We start from the raw sequence: 19,519 nt of genomic DNA, 5'->3' as shown, positions 1-19,519 counted from the left end.
GGTCGTCCGCCGGGTCAGGCGGTCGCCATGCTCGGCTTGCCGATGAACTCCATGATGGCCTTGTTGACCTCGGTGGGATGGGTCCACGGCGTGCCGTGCGGCGCGCCCTTCAACGTGACCAGCTTGGCGTCGGGCAGCATGTTCACCAGCCGCTGGCCCGTCACCGGGTACGGCAGCACGTTGTCCTTGTCGCCCTGGATGATCAGCACCGGCACGTCGATGTTCGGCAGGTCACCGCGGAAGTCGGTCTGCCAGGCGTCCACCGAGTCGTGGGTGCCCTTGGCCGACGCCTGCGCGCCGATCTGCCAGTGCGCGTGGTACGCCTCGTCGCTGACCAGCTTCCCCCGGTTCTCGCTGGCGTTGAAGAACGCGTCGCAGAACTGGGTCAGGTAGGCGAACCGGTCCTGGATGATCGCCTTCTGGAACCCCTCGAACATGCTCTTGTCGACGCCCTCCGGGTCCTCGGGGGCCTTCAGCAGGTACGGCGCCAACGGGGCCATCATGACGGCCCGGTCCACCCGGTCCGACCCGTACGCGCCCAGGTAGCGGGTCACCTCACCGGTGCCCATGGAATGCCCGACCAGGATCGCGTTGCGCAGGTCCAGTTCGGTCATCAACACGTCCAGGTCGGCGGCGAACGTGTCGTAGTCGTAGCCCATGGCCGGCTGGGCGGAGTTGCCGAACCCCCGCCGGTCGTACGTGATCACCCGGTATCCGGCGTTCAGCAGCGGACCGCTCATCTTCTCCCAGGTCGCCCCGTTGAACGGGAAACCGTGGATCAGCACGATCGGCTGACCGGAACCGTGATCCTCGTAGTACAGGTCGATGGGTGCGGAGTTCTCCGTACCGACGGTGACGAAAGGCATGTCGGGATTCCCCCTCGCGCGGGTTTCTCGGACGCCCCACGCCTTCCCGACGTGCCCCCGTCTATGCGTGCCGGGCCGGATACGGCAGGTCCACCACGCGGTCGTCGGTCAGCTCGGCGCCCGGCGCCCAGACCTCGTACACGCCACGTTCCAGACACTGCGCACCCGTCGCGGCCACCGCGTCCGGATCCGGGCGGCGCAGCCGCAACCGCAACCAGCCGCCCTCCTCCCGCAGCACCAGGCACGGCGCGCCGCGCCACGCCGCCGTGCGCACCCGGCGGGCCGCCGCGTCCACCGGGTACCGGGCCGCCCGGGTCATCGCCAGCACCCGGAACCCGCCCGGCTGGTCGGCCACCGCCTCGTACTCCGAACCCGCGTACGTGCCGACGAGCCGGGTGGAGCGCGGCGCGTCGCCGGTCGGCACGTACTCCTGGTCGGCGGAAAGCCCGGGCACCGCGGCGAGCAGGTGCCGCCACTGCGGACCCGCCAGGCGCAGCCAGCCCCGCTGCTCCGCCTGGTAGGTGTAGAGCACCACCTCCACCCCCTCGGCCGGGTAGGCCAGCAGCGTGGCGTTCGCCGGCATCGGCAGGTCGGCGAACTCCCGGGTGACGAACTCCGGCACGAGCTGCGCGCTGCTCGGCACGAACCCGGTACCGAGCACCGGCGGCCCGAGCCGGTCCCGGGGCGGCAACGCCATCAGCCCTCGGTGCGCCGCGCCCACCGGCACGTCGTAGTCGGCCGGGTCGGCGGCCCGCCAGCGCAGCGCGTACGCCACGTCACCGCCCTCGGAGTCGCCCCGCAGCACCGCCATCCCGGCCGGTGTCCGCAGGTGCGCCACGTCGTGCTCCCGGTAGCAGAAGCCGTGCGGCAGCCAGCCGCGCACGTACCCGGCGAGCTGCCGGGCCGAGAGCACCTTCACCATCCGGGTACCGGGCCGGATCACCGCCGACGCCCGTACCGCGGCCAGCGTCGGATCGGCCGCCGCACCAGGCTGCTGGCTGAGCCGGTGTACGTACGCCCAGCCCCGGTCCCGGTGCACCGGCATCAGCAGCGGCGCGTCCGTGTCGTCGGCCGGCCCGGCGCCCCCGTGCACCGCGTCCACCTCCGTGGCGTGCACGAACCGGCGCCACGGATAGCCGCCGCCCGGCCGGGGACACCACTCGAACCCGGGTGCCTCGTCGGCGCTGAACAACTCGTACGCCGCGCCCCGGGCGATCTCGTCGGCCGGGTGCACCCGGCCGCCGTACGTCACGCGCAACCCGGCCCGGTCGGAGGCGGGCCCGCCGGCCTGGTCGGTGACTGTCACTCCAAGACGCTAAGCCCGCCAGATGTGGGGCACGTGAACAGGCGGTGGCGGTCCGGGAACGCCGCCCCGGGCCGGTGTGTGATGCTGGCCGCGATGACCGAGCAGACCGAGACCCGCAAGCAGCGCGCCGCCCGCCGGGCCGGGGAGTTCCCGCCCGCCCCCGAGCCGCTGCCCGTGCCCGTGCTGGACAGCCACACGCACCTCGACATCACCGTCGGCGAGTTCGGCACGCCGCCGGGCGGCACCCCCGGCGACGACCCGGTGGCCGCCGCGATCGACGTCGCCGCCCGCGTCGGCGTGGACCGGCTCGTGCAGGTCGGGGTGGACGTCGAGTCGTCCCGGTGGAGCGCCGACGTGGCCGACCGGTACGCCCCGGTGCTCGCCACCGTCGCGCTGCACCCGAACGAGGCGCCCCGGCTGGCCGACCTGGACGAGGCGCTGCGCGAGATCGAGACGCTCGCCGGCCGGGACCGGGTCCGCGGCGTCGGCGAGACCGGGATGGACTTCTTCCGTACCGGCGACGAGGGGCGCGCCGCGCAGGAGGAGAGCTTCCGGGCGCACATCGCCATCGCCAAGCGGCACGGCAAGGCACTCGTCATCCACGACCGGGACGCGCACGCCGACGTCCTGCGCATCGTCGACGACGAGGGCGCCCCGGAGACCGTGGTCATGCACTGCTTCTCCGGCGACGCCGACTTCGCCCGCGAGTGCGTCCGGCGCGGGTTCCTGCTCAGCTTCGCCGGCACGGTCACGTTCGGCAGCGCCGCCGCGCTGCGCGAGGCCGCCGCCGTCACCCCGCCGGAGCAGATGCTCGTGGAGACCGACGCGCCCTACCTCACCCCGATGCCGCACCGGGGACGGCCCAACGCGTCGTACCTGATCCCGCTGACGGTCCGCTTCCTCGCCGAGACCACCGGGGCCGACCTGGACACCCTCTGCGCCACCATCTCCACGAACGGTGAGCGCGCGTTCGGGCCGTGGCGTTAAGAAGGGGCCCTTCCATATCGCGAGGCGTTAAGAAGGGGCCCTTCCTTCCCCGCGGCCGGGGGCGCTTACGCTACGGGGCGTGACCGGACTCCTCGGCCCGGCGGAGATCCGGGAACTCGCCGCGCGCCTCGGCGTCACGCCGACCAAGAAGCTCGGCCAGAACTTCGTGCACGACCCCAACACGGTCCGCCGCATCGTCACCACCGCCGGGCTCACCCCCGACGACGTGGCGCTGGAGGTCGGCCCGGGGCTCGGCTCGCTCACGCTCGCCCTGCTCCCCGTCGCCGCGCACGTGCACGCCGTGGAACTCGACCTGGCGCTCGCCGCCGCGCTGCCGGAGACCGCCGCGCGCTTCGCCGGCGAGGCCGCCGGGCGGCTCACCGTCCACCCGGCCGACGCGCTGCGGGTCACCGCCGCCGACCTGGGCGGCCCGGCGCCGACCGCGCTGGTGGCGAACCTGCCCTACAACGTCGCCGTGCCGGTCGTGCTGCACCTGCTCGCCGAGCTGCCCACGCTGCGGCACGGCCTGGTGATGGTGCAGAAGGAGGTCGCCGACCGGCTCGTCGCCGGTCCCGGCTCCAAGGTGTACGGCATCCCGTCGGTCAAACTCGCCTGGTACGCCCGCTCCCGCGCCGCCGGCAAGGTCCCGCCGAACGTGTTCTGGCCGGTGCCGAACGTCGACTCCGGCCTGGTCGCGTTCACCCGGCGCGAGCCGCCCCGGCCGGACGTACCCCGGAAGGCCGTGTTCGCGGTCGTCGACGCCGCGTTCGCGCAGCGCCGCAAGACGCTGCGCGCCGCCCTGGCCGGCTGGGCCGGCGGCGCGGACCGGGCCGCCGCGGCGCTCACCGCCGCCGGCGTGGATCCGGGCGCCCGGGGCGAATCGCTCACCGTCGAGCAGTTCGCCGCCATCGCCGCGTCGGCCCCGGACGCCCACGGCGGCGAGCAGTAGGCTGGCGCCGTTGCCCGACCCCTCGCCGAGGAGCTGACCGTGCCGAAGCCGTTCGACATCCGCCCACGTCCGGTGGAGTCCGCCCGGTGACCGAGGCATGGCGACCGGAGGACGAGGACGGGCAGCGGCGCGGGTCCAGCGGCCCGGTGAAGGTGCGGGTGCCCGCCAAGGTCAACCTGCACCTCGGGGTCGGGCCGCTGCGGCGTGACGGCTACCACGAGCTGAACACCGTCTACCACGCGATCTCCATCTACGACGAGCTGACCGCCCGTCGCGGCGACACGCTCACCCTCACCATGGAGGGCGAGGGCGCCGGCGAACTGGCGCTGGACGACACCAACCTGGTGCTGCGGGCCGCGCACGCGCTCGCCGGCTACGCGGGCGTCGCCCCGCACGCCCGGCTGCACCTGCGCAAGCAGATCCCGCTCGCCGGCGGGCTGGCCGGCGGCAGCGCCGACGCCGCCGCCGCGCTGGTCGCCTGCGACACGCTCTGGGGCACCGGGCTGTCCCGCGACGAACTCGCCGGCATCGCCGCCGACCTCGGCTCCGACGTGCCGTTCCTGATCCACGGCGGCACCGCGCTCGGCACCGGCCGGGGCGAGGCGGTCAGCCCGGTGCTGGCCCGCCCCACCTCCTGGCACTGGGTGGTGGCGATCGCCGACGGCGGCCTGTCCACCCCGGCCGCGTACCGGGAACTGGACCGGCTGCGCGACACCGGAGCCGCCGGCACGCCGCTGGGCAGTACCGACGCGCTGCTCGCCGCGCTGCGTCAGCGCGACCCGCGGGTGCTCGCCGCCACGCTCGGCAACGACCTCCAGGACGCCGCGCTGACCATGCGCCCGTCGCTGGCCGAGACGCTCAAGGCCGGCGAGGCGGCCGGGGCGCTCGCCGGCCTCGTCTCCGGCTCCGGGCCCACCTGTGTCTTCCTGGCCACCGGTGAGTCCGACGCGGTCCGGATCGCCGCCGAGATCACCGCCGCCGGGGTGTGCCGGGAGGCCCGCGTCGCGCACGGTCCGGTCGCCGGCGCCCGCGTGGTCTGACGCCCCGTACCCTTGACTCAGGCGTCCCGGGCCCCCGGGACGCCTGAGTCGTGAGGGGTGGGTCAGTGGCCAACATCGTCAACCTGGACCGGGTGTCCAAGGGGTACGGCGCCGCGGGGCCGCTGCTCACCGACGTCTCGCTCGGCCTCGACGACGCCGACCGGGTCGGTGTGGTCGGCCTCAACGGCGCCGGCAAGTCGACGCTGCTGCGGCTGCTGACCCGCACCGAGGAACCCGACGACGGCCGCGTCACGCACCGCCGCGACCTGCGGGTGGCCTGGCTGCCGCAGCGCCTCGACCTGGCCCCCGAACTGACAGTGCGGGACGTGGTGCTCGGCACCGCCTGGCTCGGCGAGAGCATGGGCGCCGAACACGAGTGGGCCGGCGACGCCGGCGTGCGCGCGATCCTCGACGGCCTCGGCATGCCCCACCTCGGCCTGGACACCCCGGTCGGCCCGATGTCCGGCGGGGAACGCCGCCGGGTCGCGCTCGCCGCGCTGCTCGTCCGCGACGCCGATCTGCTCGTCCTCGACGAGCCCACGAACCACCTCGACGTCGGCGGCGTCGACTGGCTGGCCCGGCACCTCGTCACCCGCAAGGGCGCGCTCGTCGTGGTCACCCACGACCGCTGGTTCCTCGACGCCGTCTGCACCACTACCTGGGAGGTCGCCGACCAGACCGTCCGGGCGTACGAGGGCGGCTTCGCCGCGTGGACGCTCGCCCGCGTCGAGCGGCAGCGCGTCGCCGCCGCCACCGAGGCCCGCCGCCAGAACCTGCTCCGCAAGGAGATCGCCTGGCTGCGCCGCGGGGCGCCGGCCCGCACCTCCAAGCCCAAGTTCCGCATCGACGCGGCGAACGCGCTCATCGCCGACGTGCCGGAACCCCGCGACACCATGTCGCTGCAACGGCTCGCCACCGCCCGGCTCGGCAAGCAGGTGTACGACCTCGAAGGCGTCCGGCTGTACGCCGGTCCGAAGGAGATCCTGCACGACACGACCTGGCAGGTCGGTCCCGGCGACCGGGTCGCGATCCTCGGCCGTAACGGCGCCGGCAAGACCACCCTGCTGCGGCTGCTCGCCGGGGTGACGAGCCCCGACGGTGGGCGCTTCGCCGCCGGGCAGACCGTGCGGCCCGCGTTCCTGTCCCAGGAACTCGCCGAGCTTCCCGGCCACCTGCGCGTGCTGGAAGCCGTCGAGGAGGTGGCCCGGCGCGTGCAGTTCGGCGACCGGGAGATCAGCGCCTCCCAACTCGCCGAGATCTTCGGCTTCGACGACAGGCGGCTCTGGACCCCGGTGAGCGACCTGTCCGGTGGCGAGCGCCGCCGCCTGCAGATGCTGCGGCTGCTCGCCGGGGAACCCAACGTGCTCCTGCTCGACGAGCCGACGAACGACCTGGACACCGACACGCTCGCCGCGCTGGAGGACCTGCTCGACTCGTGGCCCGGCACGATCGTCGTGGCCAGCCACGACCGCTACCTGATCGAGCGGGTCACCGACGTCGCGTACGGCATGTTCGGTGACGGCCGGCTGGTGCACCTGCCCGGCGGCGTCGACGAGTACCTGGCACGCGCCGCCGCGGCCGGCGGCCCGGCGCCCGCCGATCTCACCCCGGCCACGGCGGCGCCGGCGCGCGAGGGCATGTCAGCGGCCGAGGTACGCGTCACGAAGAAGGAACTGAACCGGCTGGAACGGCAGATCGCCAAGCTCGAACAGAAGGAGGCGGGCCTGCACGAGCAGCTCGCCGCGAACGCCACCGACTACGCCCGGGTCGCCGAGCTGGACGCACAGCTCAAGGAGGTACGGGCCGAGCGGGACCGCACCGAGGAGACCTGGCTGGCTCTCGCCGAGGAACTGCCGGGCGGCTGACCTGCCGCCGGGGTGGGGGGTGTGCGGCGTCACTGACCGGCGTACGGGACAATCACCGGTGGAACCCTCGTCCGAACGGTCTTTGGAGACGCAGAGATGGCCCACACCCCCGTCAACCACCCCGCGCGGCCGATCTACCGGGCGATCGGCGGGCTCGTTGGTCTGTACTTCGTCGTCTTCGGCGGCCTCGGCATCATCGCCAGCGCCGGCAACGACTTCCTCGCCCAGGACGACACCAAGGTCCTCGGCCAGGGCACCAACATGGCGTTCTCGCTGCTGTCGGTGCTGTTCGGCGTCGTGATCCTGGTCGGCACCGCGATCGGCCGCAACCTCGACGTGGCGATCAACCAGTGGCTGGCCTACACGCTGATGGTGATCGGCCTGGCCGCGCTGGCGTTCCTGCAGACCGACGCCAACATCTTCAACTTCTCGATCATGACCGACGTCGTGGTCCTGACCCTGTCGCTGGTGCTCCTGATGGTCGGCATGTACGGCAAGGTCGGCTCCGACGACGAGCACGAGGCCTGGCAGAAGGCCCGCCTGGTGCTCTGATCCCGTCTTCCACCGAAGGCCCGGCGCGACGCGCCGGGCCTTCGGTGTTTTCCGGACGCGAGCAGACAACCCAAGCGACAATTGCCCCGAATCAGTCATACGGCTGGAGGGCATCATGGCGCACTTCCCGGTGAACCACCCCGCGCGGCCGCTGTACCGGGTGCTGTCCGGGCTCATCGGCCTCTACATCCTGGTCTTCGGCGTCTACGGCGTCTTCCTGACCTGGGGCGAGGGACTGTTCGGCCGGGGCAGCAACTGGGCGCTGGGCCTGCGCACCAACCTGGCCTTCTCGCTGGTCTCGGTGGTCTTCGGCGCGGTCCTGCTGGTCGGCGCGTCCCGCCGCAACAACCTCGGCCACTACATGAACCTCACCGCCGGCGTGGTCTTCCTGGTCACCGGCATCCTGATGATGTCGGTGCTCCAGACCTCGGCGAACTTCCTGAACTTCTCGATGTCGACGGTCATCGTGTCGTTGCTGTTCGGGCTGGTCCTGCTCGCCACCGGCCTCTACGACAAGGTCGGCACCGCCGAGCACGCCGAGGAGGAACGGCAGCGCCGCTACCACCCGATCGGCGAGCGCTGAGCGGCTGTCGTCGTGTGCTGAAGCGGCCTCAGCCGCGGGGGATCGGGCCCGGCTTCGACTCCAGGTGCGACAACCCGTTCCACGCCAGGTTCACCAGGTGCGCCGCCACCGTCTCCTTGCGCGGCTTGCGCACCTCCAGCCACCAGCGGCCGGTCAGCGCCACCATGCCCACCAGCGCCTGGGAGTAGAGCTCCGCCAGCTTGGGGTCGTACCCCCGGATGGAGAACTCGCCCGCCAGGATGTGCTCCACCTGGTGCGCCACGTCGTTCATCACGCTGCTGAAGTTGCCCGTCGCCGACATCAGCGGCGACTCCCGGACCAGCACCCGGAAACCGCTGGTCTCCTCCTCGATGTAGGTCAGCAGCGTCAGCGCGGCCTGCTCCAGCAACTCCCGCGGGTTGCCCGCGGTCAACGCCGTGGTGATCCGGTCCAGCAGGGCGCGGACCTCCCGGTCCACCACCACCGCGTAGAGCCCCTCCTTGCCGCCGAAGTGCTCGTAGACCACCGGCTTGGAGACCTTGGCGCGCGCCGCCACCTCCTCGATCGAGGTCGCGTCGAAGCCCTTCTCGGCGAAGATCTGCCGGGCGATCGAGATCAGCTGCTCGCGCCGCTGCGTCGCGGACATCCGCACCCGGGAGGGCTTCGCCGCCGGCACGGGCCGCCGACGGGTGCGGTCGCTGCCGGAAACGTCGGTCACCCGTCCATCCTGCCAGGCGCGGCGTCCCCGGTCCGACCGGTCGCTGTCGTACGCGCGTTCTAATCTCCGTCCGTGGCTGTCGGTGACGAGTTCGGAACCCACCCGCCCTCTTATCGCGGCTGGAAGCCGGAACTGCATGCCCGGGCGCTGGACCTGCGGCGAGCCGGCTGCCCAGTGGGGGAGATCGCGAAGGCGCTCGACGTCTCGAAGTCCACCGCGTACCTGTGGACCCGGCATCTGCCGCTGGATCCGGAGTTGGTGGGCCGTCGGCGGCGCATCGCCCAGCAGGCGCGTGCCGACGCCCAGTGGGGCGCGCACCGGGCGGCGCGGGACGCGGCCCGGGCCGAGGTGGTGAACGCGTCGGCGGAGTGGGTGCGGCGGCTCGACCGGCGCGAGCTGTTGTTGATCGGGGCGGCGATCTACTGGTGTGAAGGTGGCAAGGCGAAGCCCTGGCGTCCGAACGACTGCAGGATCAAGTTCGTCAACAGCGATCCCCTGCTGGTGATGCTCTTCCTGCGCTTCCTCGACGCCGTCGAGGTGCCGGCCGAGGACCGGAGGTTCCGGGTGAGCATCCACGAGACGGCGGACGACGTGGCCGCGGTGCGGTGGTGGGCGGCGCGGGTGGGCGTGCCGGCGGAGCGCTTCCAGCCCACCACGATCAAGAGGCATCGACCGTTGACGAGGCGCAAGAACGTCGGCGCCGACTATCGCGGCTGCCTGACCGTGCACGTCGTGGGCGGAACTCGTCTCTATTGGAGGATCGAGGGGATCATGAAAGGAATGAGCGATGAAGATCCACCTCGTGACCGGTAAGGTGTAGGCAGCCGGCGGGCGTAATGCCGTTTGCCCGTTTTCGACCATCCCGGGTCGTCTAATGGCAGGACGTCAGGTTTTGGTCCTGATTATAGGGGTTCGAATCCTCTCCCGGGAGCTTCTGCTGTTTGCCCTCCGTCGCGTGGTTAGCATGACCGCGAGACTGTCGCCGTCCCGACGGGAGCCACGTCGTGTCCCAGCCCCACCTCCGCACCGTTGTCGTGCTCGCCGCCGGTGAGGGCAAGCGGATGAAGTCGTCCCTGCCCAAGGTGCTGCACCCGCTGCTCGGCCGTACCCTGCTCGGTCACGTCCTGGCCGCGGCCGGGCCGCTGGGCGCGGACCGCACCGTGGTCGTGGTCGGCCACGGCGCCGACCAGGTCCGGGAGCACCTGTCCGACGTCGCCCCCGGTGCCACGCCGGTGCTCCAGGAACGCCAGCTCGGCACCGGCCACGCGGTCCGCATCGCGCTGGACGCGGTGCCGGACGCGGCCGGCACGGTCGTGGTGATCAACGGGGACGTGCCGCTGCTGCGGCCGGAGACGGTCCAGGCGCTCGTCGAGGCGCACGAGGAGGCCGCGGCCGCGGCCACGGTGCTCGCCGCCGAGGTGCCCGACCCGACCGGCCTGGGCCGGATCGTGCGGGACGTGCAGGGGCAGCTGGAGCAGATCGTCGAGGAGCGCGACGCCACCCCCCAGCAGCGCGCGCTGCGGGAGATCAACGCGGGGATCTACGCGTTCGACGCGGCCCGGCTGCGGGAGGCGCTGGGCAAGCTCTCCACCGACAACGACCAGGGCGAGGAGTACCTGACCGACGTCTTCGCGCTGCTGCGCGACGCGGGGGAGCCGGTGGCGGTGCACTGCGCCGCCGACCACGTGGAGACGCTCGGCTGCAACGACCGGGTCGAGTTGGCCGCGCTGCGCCGGCTGCTGCGCGACCGGGTGAACGAGGGCTGGATGCGGACCGGGGTCAGCATCCTCGACCCGCACACCACCTGGATCGACGTGACGGTGACCGTCGAGCGGGACGCGGTGATCGACCAGAACACGCAGCTCCAGGGCGCCACCGTGGTCGGTGAGGGCGCGCTCGTCGGCCCGGACACCACGCTGGTGGACACGGTGGTGGGGGCGGGCGCGAGCATCGTGCGCAGCCACGCGCTCGGCGCCGAGGTGGGCCCGCAGGCGAGCGTCGGCCCGTACGCGTACCTGCGGCCCGAGTCGCGGCTGGGCCGCAAGGCGAAGGTCGGCACGTTCGTGGAGACCAAGAAGGCGTCGATCGGTGACGGTTCGAAGGTGCCGCACCTGTCGTACGTGGGCGACGCGACGATCGGGGACCACAGCAACATCGGCGCGGCGACCGTCTTCGTCAACTACGACGGGGTACGCAAGCACCACACCACCATCGGCAGCCACGCGCGTACCGGAGCGGACAACATGTTCGTGGCGCCGGTGCGGGTGGGCGACGGCGCGTACACCGCTGCGGGTTCGGTGATCACCGGGGACGTGCCGCCGGGTGCGATGGCGGTGGCGCGGGGTCAGCAGCGCAACGTGGAGGGCTGGGTGCTGCGCAAGCGGGCCGGTACGGAGGCCGCGGAGGCGGCGCGGCGGGCCGGTGAGGGTGCGCCCGACACGGGCGGCGCCGCAAGCGAAGGTGACTGACTCCACGGGGATCGCCGGGCCGTGGGTGGATCGCTGAACCGGGGGCATACTGCAACCGAACAGTCCCCGGCCCCACCGCCGCCGGGCACCACCGACATACGGGAGCAGACGGGCCCATGGGCAGCATCGTCGCCGAAAACCGCAAGAGCCTGATGCTCTTCTCCGGGAGGGGTTTTCCGGAGCTGGCCAAGGAGATCGGTGAGGTGCTCGGCGTCGCGCCGACGCCGGCCGACGCGTACGACTTCGCCAACGGCGAGATCTTCGTACGGTACAAGGATTCGGTCCGTGGTTCGGACGCCTTCGTGGTGCAGTCCGTGACGCACGGCGTGAACACCTGGGTCATGGAGACCCTGATCATGGTCGACGCGCTGAAGCGCGGCTCGGCCAAGCGGATCACCGTGGTCCTGCCGTTCTACCCGTACTCGCGGCAGGACAAGAAGCACCGCGGCCGGGAGCCGATCTCGGCGCGGCTGATCGCCGACCTGCTGAAGACCGCCGGTGCGAACCGGATCCTGACCGTCGACCTGCACACCGCGCAGATCCAGGGCTTCTTCGACGGCCCGGTGGACCACCTGTTCGCGATGGACGTGCTGGCCGAGTACGTGGAGCACAAGTACGCGGGCCGGCCGATGACTGTGGTCGCGCCGGACTCGGGCCGGGTACGCGTGGCGGAGCGCTGGACCGACCGGCTGGGCGGCTGCCCGCTGGCGTTCATCCACAAGACCCGCGATCCGCTCAAGCCGAACCAGGTGGTGGCGAACCGGGTGGTCGGTGAGGTCGAGGGCCGGGTGTGCCTGATCGTGGACGACATGATCGACACCGGTGGCACGATCACCAAGGCGGCGGACATCCTCAAGGAGCAGGGCGCGGCGGAGATCGTGGTCGCCTCGACCCACGCGCTGCTGTCCGACCCGGCGACGGAGCGGCTGAAGAACAGCCCGATCAGCGAGGTGGTCGTGACGAACACGCTGCCGCTGCCGTCGGAGAAGCAGCTGGACAAGCTGACCGTACTGTCGATCGCCCCGCTGCTGGCGCGGGCGATCCGGGAGGTCTTCGACGACGGCTCGGTGACCACCCTGTTCGGTGGCCTGAGCTGAGCGCGCCGGTCCGGCCGCCGGTGCTCCGGCGGCCGGGCCGATGCCCTGCGGAACCGGCGGGGCGGTGATATGGGGGACTGCCGGAGAGCCGGGAAATCCCTCGGGTAGACTGGTGCGGTTGCCACGGCGAGGGTGCCCGGCGGGCTGCTGACAAGCACCGCACGGAGGCGCCGTCATCGACGCGGTGCTCCGGGCGGTCGTTCATGACCCTAGCCCCAGCGAGCCCCTCGCCCCAGCACCGCCAGACGACAAGCCGCCGCAGCGAAGCATCAGGAGTTTCCCCGTGTCCGAGGTAAAGATCAGCGCCGAGCCCCGTACCGAGTTCGGCAAGGGTGGTGCCCGTCGTACCCGCCGGGCCGGCAAGGTGCCCGCCGTGCTGTACGGCCACGGCGAGAAGCCCAAGCACATCGCGCTTCCGGCGCGGGAGTTCGCCGCCGCGATCCGCAAGGGCGGCGCGAACCAGCTCTTCGCGATCGAGGTCAGCGACGGCACCCAGGTGCTGGCGCTGCCGAAGGCGATCCAGCGTGACCCGATCAAGGACACCTTCGAGCACGTGGACCTGCTGCTGGTCCGCCGCGGCGAGAAGGTCACCGTCGAGGTCCCGGTCCAGCTGACCGGTGAGGCCGCGAAGGACACCCTGATCGTGCACGACCACGACACGCTGTCGGTGACCGCCGACGCGACCAAGGTGCCGGACCACCTGGAGGCGTCGATCGAGGGCGCCGAGCCGGGCACCACGATCACCGCTGCCGACGTCCAGCTGCCGTCCGGCGTCGAGCTGGCCACCGACGAGGAGACCGCTGTCGCCTCGGTGACCGCCGCTCCGACCGCCGAGCAGCTCGAGGCCACCCTCCCCGAGGTCGAGGAGGCCACCGAGGAGGCCGAGGCCGAGGCCGGCGAGGAGACCGCCGAGGCTGCCGAGGGCGCGCCGGCCGCCGAGGGCGAGGAGGCCCCGGCCGAGGCGAAGACCGAGGCCTGACCGGTCCGCAAGGCTGTGCGACAGGCGTCCCCGGTTCCCGGGGGCGCCTGTCGGCGTATCGGGACGGCTGGTCGGGCGAACGAGCGGGAAGGGGCGTCGGGTGACGGACGAGGCGGGGCCGTGGCTGGTGGTCGGCCTGGGCAACCCCGGCCGGGAGTACGCGAACAACAGGCACAACGTCGGGTTCATGGTGGCCGACCTGCTGGCGGCCCGGGTGGGCGCGAAGTTCGGGCGGCACAAGCGCGCGATGGCCGAGGCCGCCGAGGGGCGGCTGGGGTTCGGCGGCCCGAAGCTGGTGCTGCTCAAACCGTTGACGTACATGAACCTCTCCGGCGGTCCGGTCGCCGGGCTGGCGCAGTTCCACAAGATCCCGCCGGCGCACGTGATCGCGGTGCACGACGAGCTGGACATCCCGTACGGGCAGGTGCGGGTGAAGTGCGGCGGCGGCGAGGGCGGGCACAACGGCCTGCGGTCGATGTCGAAGTCGCTCGGCACCAAGGACTACGTGCGGGTGCGGTTCGGCATCGGCCGGCCGCCGGGCCGGCAGGACCCGGCTGACTACGTACTCTCGGATTTCTCCTCGGCGGAGCGCAAGGAGCTGGAGTTCCTGGTGGACCGCGCGGCGGACGTGGTGGAGTCCGTCGTTCTCAAGGGCGTGGAACCGACGCAGAACCTCTACCACGGGGCTTGAGCGGCCATCGGTAGTCTGCGGCTCTGGTGACGGGAGCGGGCGACGGGAGCAGCATGGGTAGTCCTCCGATGATCGACGGCGGCTTCGCCCGCTGGCTGGCGGCCCGGGCCGGTCAGGCGCTGGCGGCCCTGCGCGCGGAGATGGGGTTCGCCGACGCGGGCGCGCTCCGGTCGGCCGGGGACAAGGTCTCGCACGACGTGATCCGGACCGAGCTGGCGAAGTGGCGGCCGGCCGACGCGGTGCTGTCCGAGGAGGACGAGGGGTCGCGGCTGGCCTGGACGGCGGAGGTGACGGACGAGGCGTCGTCGCGGTTGAACGCCGACCGGGTCTGGATCATCGATCCGCTGGACGGCACCCGGGAGTACGCGGAGGAGGGGCGCGCGGACTGGGCGGTGCACGTGGCGCTCTGGTCGCGTAACGCGTCGACGCCGCACGGCCTGGTGGCGGGCGCGGTGGCCCTGCCGGCCCAGCACCGGGTGCTCGGCACGGACCACCCGCCGGCGTACCCGCCGATGACTGTGGAGGCGGCCACCGGGGCCGGCGCGCGGGTCATCCGGTTGGCGGCCAGCCGTAGCCGTCCGCCGGTTTTCCTGACCGACCTGGCGGAGGACGTCGGCGCTCATCTGGTTCCGATGGGCTCGGCGGGCGCGAAGATCGCCGCCGTGGTCACCGGTGAGGTCGACGCGTACATCCACGCGGGCGGTCAGTACGAGTGGGATTCGGCCGCTCCGGTCGCTGTGGCGACGGCCACCGGTCTGCATGCTTCCCGGATCGACGGTTCTGCGCTGAAATACAACGGGGCCGACCCGCGCCTACCGGATCTGCTGGTCTGCCGCAAGGATCTCGCGAGTCGGTTGCTTGCAGCGTTGCAGCGGCATTCCGGGTAACCTGAGCGTTCTTCTTCACGAGTCCGACCTGAAAGGTCTGGAATCCGATGTACGGATCCGTGCGAATCGAGTTCGTGTCATGACGTCCCCCGCCGCGTACCAGGTGTCGCACCTCGACGCGCTCGAGGCGGAGAGCATCTTCGTGATGCGTGAGGTCGTCGCCGAGATGGAACGGCCCGTGCTGCTGTTCTCCGGCGGCAAGGACTCGATCGTGATGCTCCGGTTGGCCCAGAAGGCGTTCGCGCCGGCCAACATCCCCTTCCCGGTGATGCACGTGGACACCGGCCACAACTTCCCCGAGGTGCTCGCCTACCGCGACCAGCGGGTGGCCGAGCTGGGCCTGCAGCTCATCGTGGCGAGCGTGCCGGAGGCGCTGAACAAGGGCCTGGTCCGCGAGTCCGCCGACGGCATGCGCAACCGGATCCAGACGCCGGTGCTGCTGGAGGCGGTGGAGAAGCACCGCTTCGACGCGCTGTTCGGCGGCGCCCGGCGCGACGAGGAGAAGGCGCGGGCCAAGGAGCGGGTGTTCAGCTTCCGCGACGAGTTCGGCCAGTGGGATCCGAAGAACCAGCGTCCCGAGCTGTGGGCGCTCTACAACGGCCGGCACCACCCGGGCGAGTCGATCCGGGTGTTCCCGCTGTCGAACTGGACCGAGCTGGACGTCTGGCACTACATCGCGCGGGAGCGGATCCCGCTGCCGTCGATCTACTACGCGCACGAGCGCGAGGTGATCGAGCGCGACGGCATGCTCTACGCGGTGAACGAGTTCTTCCGGGCCCGCGCCGGTGAGCAGCCGTTCACCGAACAGGTGCGGTACCGGACCGTGGGCGACGCCTCCTGCACCGCGGCGGTCCGCTCGGACGCCGACACGGTGGAGAAGGTGATCGAGGAGGTGGCCGCCACGCGGATCACCGAGCGCGGCGCTACCCGCGGCGACGACCGGGTCAGCGAGGCCGCCATGGAGGACCGCAAGCGAGAGGGCTACTTCTGATGAGCGTCGAGACCCTGGCCCCGGCCGAGAGCGACACCACCCGGCCGATGGACCTGCTGCGGTTCGCCACCGCGGGCAGCGTCGACGACGGCAAGTCGACGCTGATCGGCCGTCTGCTCTACGACACCAAGTCGCTGTTCAGCGACCAGCTCGCCGCGGTCGAGGCGGTCAGCGCCGCGCGGGGTGACGAGTACACCAACCTGGCGCTGCTCACCGACGGCCTGCGCGCCGAGCGGGAGCAGGGCATCACCATCGACGTGGCGTACCGCTACTTCGCGACCCCGCGGCGGAAGTTCATCATCGCCGACACCCCGGGGCACATCCAGTACACCCGGAACATGGTCACCGGCGCCTCCACCGCCGACCTGGCGCTGATCCTGGTGGACGCGCGCAAGGGCCTGGTGGAGCAGTCCCGCCGGCACGCGTTCCTCTGCTCGCTGCTGCGGGTGCCGCACCTGGTCCTGTGCGTGAACAAGATGGACCTGGTGGACTGGTCGCAGGAGGTCTACGAGCGGATCGCGGACGAGTTCACCGCGTTCGCCGCGAAGCTCGACGTGCCGGACCTGACAGTGGTGCCGGTCTCCGCGTTGCAGGGCGACAACATCGTCACCCGCTCGGAGAACATGCCCTGGTACGAGGGCCCGTCGCTGCTGCACCACCTGGAGCGGGTGCACATCGCCTCGGACCGCAACCTGGTCGACGTGCGGTTCCCGGTGCAGTACGTGATCCGGCCGCAGTCCACCACCGTCACCGACTACCGGGGTTACGCCGGCCAGGTGGCCTCGGGCGTGCTCAAGCCGGGCGACGAGGTGATGGTGCTGCCGTCCGGGTTCACCAGCCGGATCGCCGCGGTGGAGACCGCCGACGGCCCGGTCGACGAGGCGTTCCCGCCGATGTCGGTGACGGTCCGGCTGACCGACGAGCTGGACATTTCCCGCGGCGACATGATCTGCCGGCCGAACAACGCCCCGACGCCCGTGCAGGACATCGAGGCGATGGTCTGCTGGATGGACGAGACGCGGCCGTTGCAGGTCGGCGGCAGGTACGCGATCAAGCACACGACCCGCTCGGCGCGGGCGATCGTGCGCGGGCTGCACTACCGGCTGGACATCAACTCGCTGCACCGCGACGAGACGGCCGCTGAGCTGAAGCTCAACGAGATCGGCCGGGTGCGGCTGCGCACCACGGTTCCGCTGCTCGCCGACGAGTACCGGCGCAATCGCACCACCGGCGGCTTCGTGATCATCGACGAGTCGACGAACCGTACGGTCGGTGCCGGCATGATCGTCGAGGCCGGCTGACCCCTGCGTGCAAGGAAGGGCCCCTTGTTGACAGCTGTTGTTAACAAGGGGCCCTTCCTCTACCGCAGGCGTTAAGAAGGGGCCCTTCCTTACAGCCGGGTGACGCCGCCGGCCGGGAGCACCGTGAGCGTGCCGGGGGCGGTTAAGCCGCGCTTCGCGTACGCCTGGGTGACGGCGGCCGCCACCGCGTCGGCGGCGCCCGCGTCGACCAGGGCGAGCACGCAGCCCCCGAAGCCACCGCCGGTCATCCGCGCGCCGTACGCCCCGGCGGCCAGCGCCGCCTCGACCGCGGTGTCGATCTCCGGCACGGTGATCTCGAAGTCGTCGCGCATGGAGGCGTGCGAGGCGGTCAGCAGCGGACCGGTCTCGCGGACCCGGCCGGCGCGCAGCAACGCGACGGTGTCGAGCACCCGCTGGTTCTCGGTCACCACGTGCCGCACCCGGCGGCGGGTCTCGTCGTCGTCGAGGCGGGCCAGCGCGGTGTCGAGGTCGGCCACGTCGACGTCGCGCAGCGCGGTCACCCCGAGCGTCGCGGCGGCCTGCTCACAGCTACGGCGCCGGGCCGCGTACTCGCCGTCCGCGTGCCGGTGCGGCGCCCGGCTGTCGATCACCAGCACGGCCAGCCCGGCGTCGTCCAGGTCGAACGGGATCTGCTCGATCTCCTCGGTGCGGCAGTCGAGGAACAGGGCGTGCCCGGCCCGGCCGCGGATCACCGCGGACTGGTCCATGATCCCGGTGGGCGCGCCGACGTAGTCGTTCTCGGCCCGCTGCGCGAGCCGGGGCCACCGACCGGCGGGCAGGTCGAGCCCGCCGAGGTCGACCAGGGCGGCCAGCACCGCCGACTCGATCGCCGCCGACGAGGAGAGCCCGGAGCCGACCGGCACGTCGGAGGCCACGGCGAGCCGCGCGCCCGGCACGTCGTGGCCGTCGGCGCGCAGCGCCCACACCACCCCGGCCACGTAGGCGGCCCACCCGTCGACCCGGCCGGGTTCGTCGGCCTCCGCCGCGCCGAACTCGACCGGCTCGTCGTCCAGCTCCGACCAGACGGTCCAGCGCCCGTCGGGGGCGGGCGCGGCGGCGACCACGGTACGCAGCGGCAGCGCGAAGGGAAGCACGAAGCCGTCGTTGTAGTCGGTGTGCTCGCCGATCAGGTTGACCCGGCCGGGAGCCGCCCAGCGGCCCGCCGGCTCGGCGCCGTACCGCTGCCGGAAGCCGGCGGTGGCGCGGTCGGCGACGCTCATGAGGGCCGGCCCGCCACGTGCTCGCGGTAGAACGCCCAGGCGTCGCCGACCATGTCGTGCAGGGTCGGCTTGGCCGGCGTCCAGCCCAGCTCGTCGCGGGCCAGCGCGGAGGACGCGACCAGCTCGGCCGGGTCGCCCTCGCGGCGCGGGGCCACCTCGACCGGTACCGGATGCCCGGTGACCTCGCGGACCACGTCGACCACCTGCCGGTTGGTGAAGCCGTTGCCGTTGCCCAGGTTGTAGATGCGGTGCCGGCCCGGGGTGGCGGCGTCGAGCGCGAGCAGGTGGGCGCGGGCCAGGTCCTCGACGTGGATGTAGTCGCGGACGCAGGTGCCGTCGACGGTGGGGTAGTCGTCGCCGAACAGCTGGAGCTTCTCCCGCCGGCCGGCGGCCACGTCGAGCGCGATCGGGATGAGGTGCGTCTCCGGGTCGTGCCGCTCGCCGATGGCCTGCCCGTCGCGCAGGTACGCCCCGGCGACGTTGAAGTAGCGCAGCGAGACGGCGGCCAGGTCGTGCGCGATCGCCTCGGAGGTGAGCGCCATGTCGACGGCCAGCTTGGTGGCGCCGTAGGTGCTGGTGGGGGCCTTGACGGCGGTCTCCGGGATGGGCAGCTCGGTGGGGTTGCCGTAGACGGCGGCGGTGGAGGAGAAGACCATCCGCGGCACCCGGGCGGCGCGGACCGCGTCGATGAGCGCGATCGAGCCGACGGTGTTGGTGTGCCAGTACAGCTCGGGGCGGATCATCGACTCGCCGGCGGCGATCAGGGCGGCGAAGTGCAGCACGCCGTCGAACCCGGCGTCGGGGGTGAGCACCTGGGCGGCCTCGTGCACCGGCAGCTCGACGTGGGTGGCGTCGGGGGCGAGGGCTTCCCGGTGACCGGTGCGCAGGTCGTCCAGCACGGTCACCTGGTGGCCGTGGTCGAGCAGCATCCGGGTCACCACGCTGCCGATGTAGCCGGCGCCGCCGGTGACGAGCAGTTTCACGTCGGTCCTCCTGCCTGGGCCGCGTCCCGCGGCGGC

General features: G+C 72.2%; 19 protein-coding genes and 1 tRNA gene. 15 read left to right on the top strand and 5 right to left on the bottom strand.

Going from position 1 to position 19,519, the window contains the following annotated elements; genetic code table 11:
• Nucleotides 1–14 precede the first annotated feature (14 nt).
• The gene (locus O7607_RS08930) at nt 15–866 is read right to left on the bottom strand and encodes an alpha/beta fold hydrolase (RefSeq protein WP_269702353.1); all 852 of its coding nucleotides are present in this window, start codon (nt 864–866) and stop codon (nt 15–17) included.
• 61 nt (nt 867–927) lie between these two features.
• Complete coding sequence (locus O7607_RS08925) at nt 928–2,172, bottom strand: hypothetical protein (RefSeq protein ID WP_269702352.1); 1,245 nt, start codon at nt 2,170–2,172, stop codon at nt 928–930.
• Nucleotides 2,173–2,253: 81 nt separating this feature from the next.
• Here O7607_RS08925 and O7607_RS08920 point away from each other — a divergent pair, with 81 nt between their 5' ends.
• The 6 genes from O7607_RS08920 (at nt 2,254) to O7607_RS08895 (ending at nt 8,148) form a co-directional block, all read left to right on the top strand.
• Nucleotides 2,254–3,159, top strand: coding sequence for a TatD family hydrolase (locus O7607_RS08920; RefSeq protein WP_269702351.1), 906 nt, complete (start codon nt 2,254–2,256; stop codon nt 3,157–3,159).
• A 79-nt stretch (nt 3,160–3,238) separates the two neighbouring features.
• Nucleotides 3,239–4,108 carry a 16S rRNA (adenine(1518)-N(6)/adenine(1519)-N(6))-dimethyltransferase RsmA gene (rsmA, locus tag O7607_RS08915; protein WP_269702350.1) on the top strand — a complete coding sequence of 290 codons (870 nt, stop codon included), beginning with the start codon at nt 3,239–3,241 and terminating at the stop codon, nt 4,106–4,108.
• Nucleotides 4,109–4,194: 86 nt separating this feature from the next.
• Nucleotides 4,195–5,148, top strand: coding sequence for a 4-(cytidine 5'-diphospho)-2-C-methyl-D-erythritol kinase (locus O7607_RS08910; RefSeq protein WP_269702348.1), 954 nt, complete (start codon nt 4,195–4,197; stop codon nt 5,146–5,148).
• A gap of 65 nt (nt 5,149–5,213) precedes the next feature.
• Complete coding sequence (locus O7607_RS08905; protein ID WP_269702346.1) at nt 5,214–7,013, top strand: ABC-F family ATP-binding cassette domain-containing protein; 1,800 nt, start codon at nt 5,214–5,216, stop codon at nt 7,011–7,013.
• 96 nt (nt 7,014–7,109) lie between these two features.
• Entirely contained in the window at nt 7,110–7,565 is a 456-nt protein-coding gene (locus O7607_RS08900) for a DUF4383 domain-containing protein (RefSeq protein ID WP_269702345.1), read from the top strand.
• Between the two features lie 115 nt (nt 7,566–7,680).
• Nucleotides 7,681–8,148: a DUF4383 domain-containing protein gene (locus tag O7607_RS08895; RefSeq protein WP_104113785.1), complete on the top strand. Its 468-nt coding sequence runs from the start codon at nt 7,681–7,683 to the stop codon at nt 8,146–8,148.
• 28 nt (nt 8,149–8,176) lie between these two features.
• On the opposite strand, the gene O7607_RS08890 is transcribed toward O7607_RS08895, so the two are convergent.
• Nucleotides 8,177–8,845, bottom strand: coding sequence for a TetR/AcrR family transcriptional regulator (locus tag O7607_RS08890; protein WP_269702340.1), 669 nt, complete (start codon nt 8,843–8,845; stop codon nt 8,177–8,179).
• A gap of 72 nt (nt 8,846–8,917) precedes the next feature.
• Here O7607_RS08890 and O7607_RS08885 point away from each other — a divergent pair, with 72 nt between their 5' ends.
• The 9 genes from O7607_RS08885 (at nt 8,918) to O7607_RS08845 (ending at nt 17,259) form a co-directional block, all read left to right on the top strand.
• A complete protein-coding gene (locus O7607_RS08885) occupies nt 8,918–9,658 on the top strand; it encodes a resolvase (RefSeq protein WP_269702338.1) in 741 nt (246 codons plus the stop codon).
• A 47-nt stretch (nt 9,659–9,705) separates the two neighbouring features.
• Nucleotides 9,706–9,776: transfer RNA gene (locus O7607_RS08880), tRNA-Gln, on the top strand.
• A 73-nt stretch (nt 9,777–9,849) separates the two neighbouring features.
• Nucleotides 9,850–11,313, top strand: a complete 1,464-nt coding sequence (gene glmU / locus O7607_RS08875) for a bifunctional UDP-N-acetylglucosamine diphosphorylase/glucosamine-1-phosphate N-acetyltransferase GlmU (protein ID WP_332367301.1) — start codon at nt 9,850–9,852, stop codon at nt 11,311–11,313.
• Between the two features lie 116 nt (nt 11,314–11,429).
• On the top strand, nt 11,430–12,410 hold the full coding sequence (locus O7607_RS08870) for a ribose-phosphate diphosphokinase (RefSeq protein WP_013283956.1): 981 nt from the start codon (nt 11,430–11,432) through the stop codon (nt 12,408–12,410).
• A gap of 283 nt (nt 12,411–12,693) precedes the next feature.
• The gene (locus O7607_RS08865) at nt 12,694–13,389 is read left to right on the top strand and encodes a 50S ribosomal protein L25/general stress protein Ctc (RefSeq protein WP_269702336.1); all 696 of its coding nucleotides are present in this window, start codon (nt 12,694–12,696) and stop codon (nt 13,387–13,389) included.
• A 100-nt stretch (nt 13,390–13,489) separates the two neighbouring features.
• On the top strand, nt 13,490–14,080 hold the full coding sequence (gene pth / locus O7607_RS08860) for an aminoacyl-tRNA hydrolase (RefSeq protein ID WP_269702335.1): 591 nt from the start codon (nt 13,490–13,492) through the stop codon (nt 14,078–14,080).
• A gap of 53 nt (nt 14,081–14,133) precedes the next feature.
• Nucleotides 14,134–14,967: an inositol monophosphatase family protein gene (locus tag O7607_RS08855; RefSeq protein ID WP_269702333.1), complete on the top strand. Its 834-nt coding sequence runs from the start codon at nt 14,134–14,136 to the stop codon at nt 14,965–14,967.
• 79 nt (nt 14,968–15,046) lie between these two features.
• Nucleotides 15,047–15,958 carry a sulfate adenylyltransferase subunit CysD gene (gene cysD / locus O7607_RS08850; RefSeq protein ID WP_269702332.1) on the top strand — a complete coding sequence of 304 codons (912 nt, stop codon included), beginning with the start codon at nt 15,047–15,049 and terminating at the stop codon, nt 15,956–15,958.
• Entirely contained in the window at nt 15,958–17,259 is a 1,302-nt protein-coding gene (locus O7607_RS08845; protein ID WP_269702330.1) for a sulfate adenylyltransferase subunit 1, read from the top strand. Before cysD ends, O7607_RS08845 begins: the two co-directional genes overlap by 1 nt.
• Nucleotides 17,260–17,348: 89 nt before the next feature.
• On the opposite strand, the gene galK is transcribed toward O7607_RS08845, so the two are convergent.
• Together galK and galE are read right to left on the bottom strand one after the other, a co-directional pair.
• Complete coding sequence (gene galK / locus O7607_RS08840; RefSeq protein ID WP_269702328.1) at nt 17,349–18,500, bottom strand: galactokinase; 1,152 nt, start codon at nt 18,498–18,500, stop codon at nt 17,349–17,351.
• Nucleotides 18,497–19,483, bottom strand: coding sequence for a UDP-glucose 4-epimerase GalE (gene galE, locus O7607_RS08835; protein WP_269702326.1), 987 nt, complete (start codon nt 19,481–19,483; stop codon nt 18,497–18,499). The genes galK and galE overlap by 4 nt, the downstream gene beginning before the upstream one ends.
• Between the last annotated feature and the right edge of the window lie 36 nt (nt 19,484–19,519).

This window comes from Micromonospora sp. WMMA1949, assembly GCF_027460145.1.
GTDB lineage: Bacteria > Actinomycetota > Actinomycetes > Mycobacteriales > Micromonosporaceae > Micromonospora.
This window is presented reverse-complemented; position numbering and strand designations above follow the sequence as displayed.

Coding starts and splice junctions, on each gene's coding strand:
- O7607_RS08930 (WP_269702353.1), bottom strand. CDS start 866: ATGCCTTTCGTCACCGTCGGTACGGAGAACTCCGCACCCATCGACCTG.
- O7607_RS08920 (WP_269702351.1), top strand. CDS start 2,254: ATGCTGGCCGCGATGACCGAGCAGACCGAGACCCGCAAGCAGCGCGCC.
- O7607_RS08900 (WP_269702345.1), top strand. CDS start 7,110: ATGGCCCACACCCCCGTCAACCACCCCGCGCGGCCGATCTACCGGGCG.
- O7607_RS08895 (WP_104113785.1), top strand. CDS start 7,681: ATGGCGCACTTCCCGGTGAACCACCCCGCGCGGCCGCTGTACCGGGTG.
- O7607_RS08870 (WP_013283956.1), top strand. CDS start 11,430: ATGGGCAGCATCGTCGCCGAAAACCGCAAGAGCCTGATGCTCTTCTCC.
- O7607_RS08855 (WP_269702333.1), top strand. CDS start 14,134: ATGGGTAGTCCTCCGATGATCGACGGCGGCTTCGCCCGCTGGCTGGCG.
- cysD (WP_269702332.1), top strand. CDS start 15,047: ATGACGTCCCCCGCCGCGTACCAGGTGTCGCACCTCGACGCGCTCGAG.
- O7607_RS08845 (WP_269702330.1), top strand. CDS start 15,958: ATGAGCGTCGAGACCCTGGCCCCGGCCGAGAGCGACACCACCCGGCCG.
- galK (WP_269702328.1), bottom strand. CDS start 18,500: ATGAGCGTCGCCGACCGCGCCACCGCCGGCTTCCGGCAGCGGTACGGC.